The organism is Nocardioides alkalitolerans DSM 16699 (genome assembly GCF_000426525.1).
Taxonomy (GTDB): domain Bacteria; phylum Actinomycetota; class Actinomycetes; order Propionibacteriales; family Nocardioidaceae; genus Nocardioides; species Nocardioides alkalitolerans.
The window spans coordinates 396,463-409,250 of sequence record NZ_KE384533.1 but is presented as its reverse complement, the minus strand read 5'-3'; the positions used below and the strand labels follow the sequence as shown (position 1 = coordinate 409,250).

The following is a 12,788-nucleotide window of genomic DNA, read 5'->3' as shown; positions in this document are numbered from 1 at the left end:
CAGGGCGCAAAGCGGCGGTTTAACCGCTCGAGCGGTTAAACCGTCAGCCCAGCGCGCGGTCCAGGTTGATCGCGGCGCTGACGAGGCTGAGGTGGGTGAAGGCCTGGGGAAAGTTGCCGAGCTGCTCGCCGGTGAGGCCGACCTGCTCGGCGTAGAGCCCGAGATGGTTGCCGTAGGTGAACATCTTCTCGAGCGACAGCCGCGCCTCGTCGACGCGGCCCGCGCGGGTGAGGGCCTCGACGTACCAGAACGAGCACATCGAGAACGTGCCCTCCTCGCCGGCGATGCCGTCGTCGGTGCCGCCGTCCTCCCCGTCAGCCCCGTCGCCCAGGTCGTAGCGGAAGACGAGCGAGTCGGTGACCAGGTGCTCCTCGACCGCCGCGAGGGTGGAGAGGAAGCGCGGGTCGCCCGGCGCGACGAACTTCACCATCGGCATCAGGAGCACACCGGCGTCGAGCACGTCGGAGCCCTCGGACTGGGTGAAGGCGCCCTCGGGGCCGACGTCCGGGTTCCAGGAGCGGTCCATGATGCGGTGGTAGATCGCGTCCCGGGTCTTCTGCCACGCGGCCACGTCGCCGGGCAGGCCGCGCTTGCGGGCGATGCGCATCATCCGCTCGACCGCCACCCAGCACATGAGCCGCGAGGTCGTGTGGGCCTGCGGGTCCTCACGGATCTCCCACATGCCCTGGTCGACGCGGTCCCAGTTCTCGAGCACCCAGTCGAGCACCTTCGTCAGGTCGGTCCAGCCGTCGTGGCTGATGCCGCTGCCGTACTTGTCGAAGAGGTAGACCGAGTCGATCAGCTCGCCGTAGATGTCGAGCTGCAGCTGGTCGACGGCGGCGTTGCCGACGCGCACCGGCGTCGAGCCGCGGTGGCCGCGCAGGTGGTCGAGGGTGTGCTCCTCGACCGGGACCTTGCCGTCGATGTCGTAGAGCACGCGCAGGGGGCCGAGCTCGTCGTACCGCTCGCCGTCCTCCTCCGCCTCGCCGATGCGCTTGGAGAGCCACGCGGTGAACGCGGCCGCCTCGTCGGTGAACCCGAGCCGCAGCAGCGCGTAGAGGCTGAACGCGGCGTCGCGCACCCAGACGTAGCGGTAGTCCCAGTTGCGCTCGCCCCCGATCTCCTCGGGCAGGCTGGTCGTCGGGGCGGCGACGACGGCGCCGCTGGGCTCGTGGCAGAGCAGCTTGAGCGTCATCGCGGAGCGCTCCACCACGCCGCGCCAGCGACCGGTGTACGTCGACTGCGCGAGCCAGCCGCGCCAGAAGGCGGCCGTGGCGTCGAAGAGCTCGTCGTGATCGTCGACGGCGCAGGGGTGCACCTCGGCGCCCTTCTCGAGGACCTCCAGCACGAACAGCGCCGACTCGCCCGTGCCGAGGGTCAGCTCGGCGCTCACGTCGGGGCCGTCGACCTCGAGGTCGTGCGTCGAGGAGAGCACGAGGTCGACGTGGCCGTCGTGCAGGCGTACGGCGCGCGCGTGCTCGCCCCGGTCCTCCGCCCCGTCCTCCGCGCCGAGACGCTCGAGGTCCGGCTGCTCCCGGCCGTAGTCGGGCCGCGCCGCCATGACCGTGCGCATCGTGACCGAGCCGCGCACGGCGACGACGCGCCGCACGAGCCGCTGCCGGTGGTCGGGGTCGTGCGGACGCAGCACCGGCATGAAGTCGTGCACCTCGACGACGCCCTCGGTGGTGAGGAACCGGGTGACGAGGATCGTGGAGTCGGGGAAGTAGTACTGCTGGGTGCGCGCCACCTCGCCCGTCGGGGCCAGCGACCACGAGCCGCCCCGCTCGCCGTCGAGGATCGCCCCGAAGACGCTCGGGGCGTCGTACCGCGCCGGGCAGAACCAGTCGATCGTGCCGTCGGTGCCCACGAGGGCGCACGTGCGGAGGTCGCCGATCAGGCCGTGCTGGGCGATGTCGACGTCGGGGCGGTCGCGCCCGGTCTCAGCCACCCAGGCGCCAGCCGCCGGGCACCAGCTCGAGAGCGGCGTCGGGGCCCCAGGAGCCCTTCTCGTAGGCGTGCACCTCGGGCCGGTCGTCCAGCACGGGCTGGCAGACCTCCCAGAGCCGCTCCACCTCGTCGGAGCGCGTGAACAGCGTCTGGTCGTCACGCAGCACGTCGAGCAGGAGCCGCTCGTAGGCCTCGAGCGGGAACGCCTCCGGCGAGCGCTCGCTGATCTTGAGGTCCATCGTGCCCATCGTGATGTCGAAGCTCGGACCGGGGCGCTTGGCGCGCAGGTCGACCGTGATCTCGGGGTCGTCGGTGAGCTCGAGCACGAGCTCGTTGCCGCAGGCGGGCTCGTCGAACATGTCGGACTCGGGGTCGCGGAAGCGCAGCGTGATGGTGCGCCGGCCCTCGGCGAGCGCCTTGCCGGTGCGCAGCAGGAAGGGCACGCCCTCCCACCGGTCGTTGTCGATGAAGACCTCGGCGGCCACGAACGTCTCCACGTCGGAGTCGTCGTCGACGTCCTCCTCGTCGCGGTAGCCGTCGTACTGGCCGAGCACCACCCGAGCGGGGTCGAGCGGGCGTACGTCGGCGAACAGCGCCGACTTCGTGTCGCGGACGGCCTTGGCCTCGAAGGCCCCCGGGTCCTCCATGGCGACGAAGCCCATGAGCTGGCAGAGGTGGGTCGAGATCATGTCGCGCAGGCAGCCGGTGGACTCGTAGAAGCTGCCCCGACCCTCGACGGTGAGCTTCTCGGGCACGTCGATCTGCACGGACGCGATGGAGTGCCGGTTCCACGCGGGCTCGAACAGCCCGTTGGCGAAGCGCAGCGCGAGGATGTTCTGCACCGCCTCCTTGCCGAGGAAGTGGTCGATGCGGAAGACCTGGTCCTCGTCGACCACGTCGAGGAGGGCCGCGTCGAGCTCCTCCGCGGAAGCGAGGTCGAGCCCGAACGGCTTCTCCACGACCAGGCGGGCCCGGTCGGTGAGGCCCTCGCGGTCGAGCATCGCGATCATGTCCTTCATCGCGGACGGGGGCACCGAGAGGTAGACGAGGCGGCGCACGTCGCCCACGTCGCAGCCCGCCTGCTCGGCCAGCTCCTTCTCGGCCTTCTCGACGGCCGCGCCGAGGTCGGCCCCGTCGTCGGCCGACGCGGTCTGGAACGAGACGCGCTCGATGAGCGCGTCGAGCGCGTCGGTGTCGGGCTCCTCGTCGTCGAAGGCGAACTCGTCGAGCCCCTCGCGCACCTGGGTGCGGAACTCGTCGTCGGTGCCCGGCGAGTGCCGGCCGCTGCCGATGACCGCGTAGGCCTCCGGCAGCCAGTCGCACGAGGCGAGCCGGTAGAGGGCGGGGAAGAGCTTGCGCTTGGCGAGGTCGCCCGTGGCGCCGAAGAGGACGACGACGTGCGGCGGGGGTGTCTGCGGCTCGGGCATACCCCCTTGCTTACCGCCGACTTCCAAGCGGGTGCTCGCCGGGCGGCTACTCGGGCGGTGTCGTGGTGCCGAGCAGCCAGGCGTCGAGGAACGCGGTGAGGTCGCCGCCGGCCATCTCCGAGAGCCAGGGGTAGATCTCGTCGCGGCCCACGCTGCGGTAGACGTCCTCGCCCTCGAGCGCCGGCCACGTGCGCGCGATGCGCCAGAACGCCTGGTCGCGGATGCGGTCGTGCAGCTCGTTCCACATGAGCGCGGGCGGGATGTAGACGTTGCTCTCGGCGAACATCGTGGGGTCGTACGCCGCGGGCGGCCCGGACTCGTCGCGGAGCAGCTGGTCCTCGTAGCGGTAGCTCTCGACGTACGCGCCGCGGCTGACGCCCTCCTCCTCGGCCTCCCAGAGGAACTGGAGGTACATCGCCATGCCCTCGTTCATCCACACGTCGCGCCAGTCGTTCGGGGAGACCTTGTTGCCCCACCACTGGTGGGCGATCTCGTGGACGATCGTCGACGGCGACAGCGTGTACTCCGTGTTGCCGTAGGTGATCATCGTCTGGGTCTCCATCGCGCTCTCCGACGGCACGACGACCGAGCCGAGGCTGGAGAACGGGTAGGGGCCGAGCTTCGCCTCGAGCCAGGTGAGGGCCTCGTTGGTGACCTCGAGGGCCTCCAGGGAGTCGTCGTCACCGGCCGGCGTCCAGTAGCTCAGCGGCACGCCGGAGTCGCTCTCGCCCTCCGTCAGCACGTAGTCGCCCACGGCCAGCGTCGTGAGGTACGACGACATCGGGGCGTCGGTGTGGAAGCGGGTGGCGCGCATCTCGGTGCCGTCGCGCTCGGTCGTCTGGTCGGCGACCAGCACGCCGTTCGCGACGCCCTTCCACTCCGGCTGCGTATAGACGGTGAAGTCGTAGAGCGCCTTGTCGGACGGCTGGTCGTTGACGGGATACCAGGTGTAGGCGCCGTACGGCTCCTGCATGGTCCACAGCCAGCCCTCGTGGTCCGGCTCGTCGGAGACGGTGAGGCCGACGCCGCTGAAGTCGGAGCGGGTGGTCGGCGCCTGGGCCGGCTCCGGGGGGCCGGCGTAGGCCACGGTGACCTCGTAGACCTGGTCGGCCACGACGGGCACGTCGACGATCAGGTCCTTGTCCTCGTGGCGGAAGGCGTCGACCGACGAGCCGTCGAGCGACACCTCCTCGACCTCGAGGTTGGGCGCGAGGTCGAGCCGGAAGCCCTCCGCGGCGGTGGTGGCCCGGAAGGTGAGGCGCGTTATGCCCTCGAGCACCTCGTCGTCGGGCAGGTAGGTGAGGTCGACGTCGTAGTGGAGGGCGTCGACGCCCGGGTCGCCGACGGCCGGGTAGACGCTGTCCTCGCGCGGCGTGCTGCGGGCGACCTCGAGCTCGGACTCGTCGGGCACCTCGACGGCCGGCAGCCGACCGTCGTCGTCCACCTCGAGCGCCTCGAGGCCGGAGCCGGCCTCGTCCTCGTCGGGGTCGGGGAGCCCGGCCTCGTCCGACGAGCGGTCACCGCCGGCCTCGTCCGTCCCGCCGTCGTCGTCCCGGTTCATCACGACGACGACCACGACGACCGCCGTGACCAGCACGATTGCGACCAGGGCGCCGACGAGCGCGACGAGCGTGCGCGACCGGGGTCCGCGCGACCCGCCGCCCGTCGGCGACCCGCTGCCCGGGGGCGGCCCGCCGTACGGCGGAGGCCCGGCGGGACCGGAGGGCTGCTGGCCGTAGGGCTGGCCTGATGACTGGCCGTAGGGCTGGCCGTAGGGCTGGCCGGAGGGCTGGCCTGAGGGCTGGCCGGGCAGCGGCGGGAGCGAGGATGGCATCAGTCTTCCCTGTCGATCGTCTTGCTCAGCATGACGACGGTCTTCGGACCGTCCTCGCGCCGACCGACCTCCACGAAGCCGCGGGCCGTGTGGAAGGCCAGCGACTCGGTGTTGGGCGGGTCGACGCTGATCTCGCACGTCAGCCGGCCGTACGGCGCGGCGGCGCGGTCGAGGTCGTCGTACAGCAGCCGGGCGAGACCGCGGCGCCGGAACCGCTCGTCGATGACGACGCGGTCGATGTAGTAGAAGTCCGAGCCGAAGCGGCGGCTGAACCACGCGTAGTTGCCCGAGTCGTAGTCGACGCCCGGGACGAAGGTCATCACGAAGCCGGCGACGTGGCCCGCGACGTCGACCACGTCGGTCCGGTCGGCGAGCGAGAGCAGGTAGAAGAGCCGCTCCTCGCCCATCGGCGCCAGCACGTCCTCGTTGCGGTCGTTGAGGTCCATGACGGCGGCGTGGTCGCGCGGCTGCAGCGGCCGCAGCGCCATCTCGCCGTGGTCCATGCGTCTCCTCGTGGTCGCGCCGCTGGGCGGCCGCCGGTCGATCATCGGTCGTTCGTCGGTCGCGTCCGAGGCGCCGACCGGGAGCCATACCCCCGAGTGGCGAACTTAATGCACGCGCGGATCAGGCGGGCTGGCCCGGGCTGGTTAGGGTGCGGCTCATGGCCAACCTGCTGATCCACCAGGCGCGTCTGGTCCCCGTCGGACCGGGCGTCGTCGGAGGCCCCTCGGGGCGCCCCGTCGACATCGCCGTCACCGACGGCCGGGTCACCGCGGTGGCCCCCGAGCTGCCGGTGCCCAGCGGGGCGACGAACGCCGAGGTCGTCGACGCCGAGGGGCGCTGGCTGATCCCCGGTCTGTGGGACCAGCACGTGCACCTCGCCCAGTGGACCCTCGCCTCCCAGCGCCTCGACCTCGCGGCGGCCCGGGCCCCCGAGGACGCCACGCGCCTCGTCGCCGAGCGCCTCGAGGAGTACCCCGGCTACCCCGTCATCGGCTGGGGCCACCGCTCCGGCGGCTGGGAGCGCGACGTCACCGTCTCCGAGCTCGACGCCGTCTCGGGCGACGTGCCGGTCGTGCTGATCTCGGGCGACGGCCACCACGCGTGGCTCAACACCACCGCGCTGCTGCACCTGGCGATGCCGGTGCGCGACTCGGTCGTCCGGGAGGCGGAGTGGTTCGCGGCCTACCCGCGCCTCGCGACCCTGGTCGGCAACGACGGCACCTCCCCGGAGGCCTACCGCCGCACCCTCGACGCGGCGGCCGCGATGGGCGTCGTCGGTCTGGTCGACTTCGAGTTCTCCGGCGGGGCCTCCGACTGGCTCGAGCGCTGGGGCGCCGGCTGCGACCGGCTGCGGATCCGCATGTCGACCTACGCCGAGGGCCTCGACGAGGTGCTGCGGCTCGGGCTGCGCACCGGCCAGGTGCTGCCGGGCGTCGCCGACCTCACCGGCCCGCACGACGACCGGCTCACGATGGGGCCGCTGAAGATCATCTCGGACGGCTCGCTCAACACCCGCACGGCGTGGTGCTGCGAGCCGTACGCCGACGGCCACCGGCTCGAGTACCCGGCGGGCCAGCCGAACCTGTCGGGCGCCGAGCTGCGCGACCTCCTCGCCCGGGCCCACGCGCACGGCCTCGAGGTCGCCACCCACGCGATCGGCGACGCGGCCGCGGCGGCCGCGCTGTCGGCGTACGCGACGACGGGTGCACGGGGCTCCATCGAGCACGCGCAGATGGTGAACCGGGCCGACGTGCGCCGCATGGCCGAGCTCGGCATCCGGGCGAGCGTCCAGCCGGCGCACCTGCTGGACGACCGCGACCTGACCGAGAAGATCTGGCAGGAGCGGTCCTCGCGCTGCTTCGCCTACCGCTGGATGCTCGACGACGGGGTCGACCTGGTGCTGGGCTCCGACGCGCCCGTGTCGCCGCTCGACCCGTGGCTCGCGATGGCGGCCGCGGTGCACCGCAGCGCCGACGAGCGCGAGGCCTGGCACGGCGAGCAGGCGCTCACGGTCGCCGAGGCGCTGACGGCCTCGACGGACGGCTGGGGCACCGTGGCCCCGGGCCACCCCGGCGACCTCGTGCTGCTCGACGCCGACCCGTACGCCGCCCGCGAGACCGCCGCCGAGCAGGCCGCCTGGCTGCGCGACATGCCGGTGGCCGCGACGTACGTCGGCGGCCGCGTCGCCCACGGGGACGGCATCACGCTCGGGTGAGCACGCCGGCGCAGGACCCCACGGCAGCAGCGCCCGGGAAGACGCCTGCGTCCACGTCGTCCTCGCTGGTCACCGTGCTCGTGGCCCTGGCGGCCAACGCGCTCGTGGCGGTGGCGAAGTCGGTGGCGGCGGGCCTCACGGGCTCGGCGTCGATGGTCGCGGAGGCGGCGCACTCCTGGGCCGACACCGGCAACGAGGTGGCCCTGCTCGTCGCGGAGAAGCGCGGCGCGCGGCCCCGGGACGCGGTGCACCCCCGCGGCTACGGGCGTTCGACCTACCTCTGGTCGCTCGTCGCCGCGTTCGGGCTGTTCGTCGCGGGCGCGGTGCTCTCGATCTGGCACGGCGTCACCGAGATCGTCGCGATCGCGGGCGGCGAGGCGCGTGACGAGCCGGGCTACTTCACGGTCGGGTACGTCGTGCTGGCGGTCGCGTTCGTGCTCGAGGGCGCGTCGTTCCTCCAGGCGCTCAACCAGGTGCGCGACCGCTCCGCCCGCTTCCACCTGCGGCCGCTGCAGCTGGTGAGCCGCACCTCCGACCCGACCCTGCGCGCGGTGTTCCTCGAGGACTCCTCCGCGCTGGTCGGCCTCGTGCTCGCCGCGACGGGCATCGGCCTGCACCAGGCCACGGGCAACCCGGTCTGGGACGCGCTCGGGTCGGTCGCGGTCGGCGTGCTGCTGGCGTTCGTGGCGCTGTTCCTGATCCGCCGCAACATGGAGTACCTCGTCGGCAAGCAGGTGCCGGAGGAGGTGCGCTCCGCCGTGCTCCGCGTGCTGCTCACCCACCCGCAGGTCGCGAAGGTGACCTACCTGCACATCGAGTACGTCGGCCCGATGCGCCTCTTCGTGGTGGCCGCCGTCGACCTCGTGGGCGACGAGGCGGAGCCGCTCCTCGCCGTACGCCTGCGCCGCCTCGAGGCCGAGCTCGAGCGCCGGACCGAGATCGAGGACGCCGTGCTGACGCTGTCGACGCCCGACGAGGCGGCGCTCCCGCTCTGACCTGCTCCGGCCCGCTCTGCACGGCTGGAGAGCGTCGAGCTGTCGGGTCTGCACGGTCGGAGTACGACGAACGCCGCCCCTCCGAGGTGGAGGAGCGGCGTCCGGGGTGGTGCAGGTCAGATGGCGGCGCCGGCGAGGCTGCCCTCGGTCTGGCCGGCCGGGTCGTAGACGAGGCAGAGGACCTCGTGGTCGTCCAGCTCCTCCCAGCCGTCCTGGGTCGGCGTGATCGGGCCGACCTCGAGCGTGGACTCCTCGTACGCGAGGCCGACGAACTCCTCGAACGCGGGGAGGCACTCCTCCTGCGCGGCCGTGTCGATGGCGTCGTCGCCGGGCCAGTCGCCGTCGGGCATCTCGAACGAGTGGAAGACCTCGGTGTCGTGGGCCTCGGTGCACGGCACCGCGGGCACGTCGGTGAGCTGCTCGGAGTCGGTGTCGAGCAGGCAGTCGCCGACCTCCAGCGTGAAGACGTCGGCCTCGCCGCTGCTGGTGATCTCGCCGCTGGTGTCGTCGCGCTGGGCCTCGTCGTCGCTGCCACAACCACCCAGGACGGCCGCGACGGTCAGCGCGAGTCCGGCGGTGGCGACGCGCGCGAATGCGGTCTTCTTCAAGGTGCTCTCCTCTTTCGGCCCGCCCTCGTGGCGGATGCAAACGAGGCGGAACGTAACAGTCGCCCGACGATCATGCGCACCTTTTAGGAGCCGGTGTGACCTGGTCGTGACGAGGCGTGGGGAGAGATCCCCACAGGGCGTACGTCGCCGGGGTCGGTCGTGCTCGGGGTCCAGTCGGTGGGGCCGACGTCTATCCGAGCGCCTCGACCGCCTCCCGCAGGCGTTCGGCGTTGGTGTGGCAGCGGCGGAGGGCGTCGAGCTGTGCGGGGGTGAAGTCACCGACGGTGCCGTCGAGCATCAGGTCGAGGAACCCGAACAGGCTGGTCAGCGGGGTGCGGAGCCCGTGCTGGATGCGTGCGAAGGGGTCGGCGGGGACGGCCCCGCTGATCCGCGCGAGACGGTCACGGTGGGTGGCGGTGTGCATCGCCACGACGGAGCTGGCGGCGGTGGCGAGCGAGCCCAGGATCTGGAGGTCGAACGCGTTCCACCGGCGAGGGCCCGGCGTGGTGGCGCACACCGCCCCGAGGACGGTCCCCTGGGATCCGCGCAGGGGGAAGCCGGCGTAGGCGCCGACGCCGTGGTCCCGGAAGGCGAGCGCGTGGCTGTCGTCGAGCGAGGCGTCGTCGACGATGTGGGGCGCGCCGTTGACGACGACGTTCTTGCACATCGAGTGCGACAGGGGAGTGGTCGCTCCGGCGGGCAGCGACTCGGCGGCAGCGGAGATGCTGACCACGAGCTGGTCGTGGTCCGAGACGGCGGTGACCGCGGCGGTGATGTCGCTCCCGAGGGCGTTGCAGGCGACGAGGGTCAGCGCGTCCAGGGCGGCGATGCTGTGGTCGAGCAGGCCGGATGCCTCGAGGTCGGCCAGCCGGTGGGGCGAGCCCAGCTGATCAGGGTCGTCGTTCTCGGTGCGGGACAAGGCGGATCTCCTTCGTGCGTCGGAGCGGGAGCTTCTCGCCCGTCGCGTGGCATGACGTGGCACCACGTCCACAGGTCGCGCAGGGCCCGAGGTGATGAGGGGGTGCGATCGGTCAGGTCCCACGCGGCCGAAATGCCGGTCCGGGTCACGTTACTCAGCAATCGCCGGTTCCGGCGGGGTTCGGGCGGGTGCACACGACGAGTTCGAGACGAGGGTTTCACCCACGGTCGACCGCGGACCGCTGCAGCGGATCGGGAAGTCGCGCCGTCAGCTGGCGCGGTGCGGGTCCGTGCCCACGGAGTAGGGGTCGTCCGGGGCGTCCTCGAGGTCGCTGGGATCGAGCCGCGCGAGGTCCTGGGCGACCTCGGCACCGCCCAGGTACGGCGCCAGCACGTCCGCAGCCTGGTCCTGCACGAACCCCACGGGGTCCTGGGCCGCGTCGAGCACGGCCACGACCTGGTCGACGAGAGCGTCGAGCTCGTCGATGAGGTTCTTGGCCTCGGTGAGGATCTCGATGACCGCCATGACCGCCTCGTAGACCTTGTACCACCCGACGAACGGGACCCAGCCGGTCGCGATGCTGGTGGCGATCTTGTCCACGGCCGACTTGAGGGTCGTCACCATGTACTCCGCCACTGCCTCGAACTCACCGGCGATCTCCTTCAGGACGTAGGCGACGAGGCGGTGGATCGGGCCCTCGATCTCGATCGCTGCCGCCAGCCGGATGAGGTAGCTCTCGAAGTCGGTCGCCGCACCGCCCTGCCAGTGCTCGGAGAGACGGGCCAGCGGGGCGGTGAGGTTGGCTGCCACCTGCTCGGACCCGGCGCCGAACTGCTCGAGCACGGTGGCCGCGCGCGTGAGCTCGGTCCAGTTGCCGGCCAAGGGGTCCACGATCGTCTCGACCGGGCTCCATCCCGTGACCTCGCGGACGGCCCAGTCGACGACCTTGATCGAGCCGCCCACCTCGTCGAGAAGCGCCTGGATGTCGGCTTCCTCGTGTGCGGGAACCGGCAGCGCAGGGTCGGTACCGGTGTCGTACGCGACGGCGTCCGGGAAGTCGAGGATGGCGGTCTCGAAGACTCCGGGGCCGGCCACGGGGATGAACGTGACCTCGGTGTAGACCGACGCGTCGGTGCCGTTGTAGTCCCAGGCCGTGACGGTGAGGGTGTCGCGCAGCCCGCCGACGAGCTCACCGCGCGAGCCGACCCGGCTGGTGATCCCGTCGCAGAGGGTGCCCATCGGGCTGACGAGTGCTGACATCAGGCCCTCGTACCCGCCTCCGGGCCGCGCCTCGTCGACGTGGGCGGAGCATGACAGCAGCTGCTCGTGCAGGACCGCGGTCATCGCTCCGAAACCGGCGAGGTGTCCTACCTCGACGTGGAACCCGGCGCTCATCGTCGGGACGCCTCGGTCTGGTGCCTGCCGCCCATCGATCTCTCCCCCGGATGCGCCGCGCGACCCCCGGGCCGCCCTGCGGAACAGGTCCCCCCCCCGATCGGTCAGCAAACCCGCGGCCAGGGCACGCGCACCGGGACACTCCGGTGGGGCGCTGGCGGATCACCGCTCGATCCCTCAGGCTCGACGTGATGACCACCCGGTCCGCATGACGTGCCGGGCAGGTCCGATGAGGGAGGAGCGGTGGAGAGGTCGACGAGGCACGACGTCCGCAGCAAGGCGGTGGCCGCGGCGGGTGTGCTGGCGGTGGTGGCCGCCGGGTACGGCGGGTGGCAGGTGCTCGACGGTCCCGATCCCCAGGTCATCGCCGAGGGGGACGCCGTTGCCGGGGACTTCACGTGCGCCGAGGCCAGCAGCGCGGCTCACGACTTCCCCGACGGGCTGCTGCCGGAGGGGGTCATCGCGGCGCGGTTGTGCGCCTACGGTCTCGAACCGGTCCCGAACGACGTCGTTCCCCTCGACGCGTTGACCACGGGTGTGTCCGACCTCGTCACCACGGTGAACGGTGCTCGCCGGGTCGGAGGCGACGACCGTTCGTGCAACGACGACCAGGGCCCGCGGTGGACGATGGCGTTGCAGTACCCCGACGGCAGCGTGCGGTCCGTCACGGGTGACAAGGACGGCTGCCAGGACATCGCGCTCGGGGACGTCGAGGCCGAGGGCGTCGCCACCGTCGTCGTTGACCAGTTCATCGACCGCCTGGCGGTCCAGCGGCGCGGAGCGACGTCGCCCACCGCCGTGTCGGACACCCCCGTGCCGTGCGAGGCACTCGACGCGGGCAGAGCCGTCATGCCCTGGTCCGACCCGTCGCGGTTGACGTCGGCCACGCTCTGCTGGGCGACGACCGACGTGACAGCCGAGGGGATGTCGTTCGAGTCGGTGCCCCTCACGCCCGAGCACACCGAGGTCGTGCTCGCGGACCTCGCGGCCAACCTGCGCGACGCGCCGCTGCGTGCCGACGGCTACGCCTGCCCGTCGTGGAGCCAGGTACGGATCACCGGGCGCGACCCCTGGGGCGACCCCGTCACCGTGTGGAGCGAGTGTCGTGACTTCTACGTCGACGAGCAGTTCTGGGTGCCGTCGGGCCCCACCCTCGAGCTGCTGCTCGAGCTGTCCGGTCAGCGGCTGCTGCCGCCTCGGACGTCGTGATGCGCGGCAAGGGGCGTGCCGGCGGTTCGTGGTGCGCCAGATCGGAGCCCCGGCGTTCTCAGCAACGTTGGAGCCGGGCAGCGGGCCCGCCTGATCTCGTCCGGGCCTCATTCGTAGCAGGCGCTCTGCGGATCTGAATCGCGGTCGCATGTAGTCGAGTTGCAGCTGGGCCGCCGGCGGACCTCGTTGCAAGGCCTAGGGGGTCCCTCGAGGGGCCGCGGGTCTCCTGAGCTCCC

General features: G+C 72.1%; 10 protein-coding genes. 3 read left to right on the top strand and 7 right to left on the bottom strand.

What is annotated here, in order from left to right; all coding sequences use genetic code 11:
• Positions 1-43 precede the first annotated feature (43 nt).
• From K329_RS0118770 to K329_RS0118755, 4 genes are read right to left on the bottom strand one after another with little or no spacing between them, the layout of a single operon-like run.
• Positions 44-1,948, bottom strand: a complete 1,905-nt coding sequence (locus tag K329_RS0118770; protein ID WP_028474248.1) for a glycoside hydrolase family 15 protein — start codon at positions 1,946-1,948, stop codon at positions 44-46.
• Positions 1,941-3,374 carry a glucose-6-phosphate dehydrogenase gene (zwf, locus tag K329_RS0118765; protein WP_028474247.1) on the bottom strand — a complete coding sequence of 478 codons (1,434 nt, stop codon included), beginning with the start codon at positions 3,372-3,374 and terminating at the stop codon, positions 1,941-1,943. The genes K329_RS0118770 and zwf overlap by 8 nt, the downstream gene beginning before the upstream one ends.
• A 46-nt stretch (positions 3,375-3,420) precedes the next feature.
• Positions 3,421-5,208: a M1 family aminopeptidase gene (locus K329_RS27985; RefSeq protein ID WP_052337108.1), complete on the bottom strand. Its 1,788-nt coding sequence runs from the start codon at positions 5,206-5,208 to the stop codon at positions 3,421-3,423.
• Positions 5,208-5,711, bottom strand: coding sequence for a GNAT family N-acetyltransferase (locus K329_RS0118755; protein ID WP_043644213.1), 504 nt, complete (start codon positions 5,709-5,711; stop codon positions 5,208-5,210). The genes K329_RS27985 and K329_RS0118755 overlap by 1 nt, the downstream gene beginning before the upstream one ends.
• Before the next feature lie 158 nt (positions 5,712-5,869).
• On the opposite strand from K329_RS0118755, the gene K329_RS0118750 reads away from it, so the two are divergent.
• Together K329_RS0118750 and K329_RS0118745 are read left to right on the top strand one after the other, a co-directional pair.
• A complete protein-coding gene (locus tag K329_RS0118750; protein WP_028474245.1) occupies positions 5,870-7,426 on the top strand; it encodes an amidohydrolase in 1,557 nt (518 codons plus the stop codon).
• The gene (locus K329_RS0118745; protein WP_245596605.1) at positions 7,423-8,421 is read left to right on the top strand and encodes a cation diffusion facilitator family transporter; all 999 of its coding nucleotides are present in this window, start codon (positions 7,423-7,425) and stop codon (positions 8,419-8,421) included. The genes K329_RS0118750 and K329_RS0118745 overlap by 4 nt, the downstream gene beginning before the upstream one ends.
• 116 nt (positions 8,422-8,537) lie before the next feature.
• Here K329_RS0118745 and K329_RS31325 read toward each other — a convergent pair whose 3' ends face one another.
• The 3 genes from K329_RS31325 to K329_RS0118730 all read right to left on the bottom strand — a co-directional run bounded on the left by K329_RS31325 (position 8,538) and on the right by K329_RS0118730 (position 11,343).
• A complete protein-coding gene (locus K329_RS31325) occupies positions 8,538-9,029 on the bottom strand; it encodes a septum formation family protein (protein ID WP_052337107.1) in 492 nt (163 codons plus the stop codon).
• 190 nt (positions 9,030-9,219) lie between these two features.
• A complete protein-coding gene (locus tag K329_RS0118735) occupies positions 9,220-9,948 on the bottom strand; it encodes a GAF domain-containing protein (protein ID WP_028474242.1) in 729 nt (242 codons plus the stop codon).
• A gap of 267 nt (positions 9,949-10,215) precedes the next feature.
• Entirely contained in the window at positions 10,216-11,343 is a 1,128-nt protein-coding gene (locus K329_RS0118730; RefSeq protein WP_157571823.1) for a hypothetical protein, read from the bottom strand.
• Between the two features lie 243 nt (positions 11,344-11,586).
• Between K329_RS0118730 and K329_RS0118725 the strand changes: the two genes are divergently transcribed.
• Entirely contained in the window at positions 11,587-12,552 is a 966-nt protein-coding gene (locus K329_RS0118725) for a hypothetical protein (protein WP_028474240.1), read from the top strand.
• Positions 12,553-12,788: the final 236 nt, after the last annotated feature.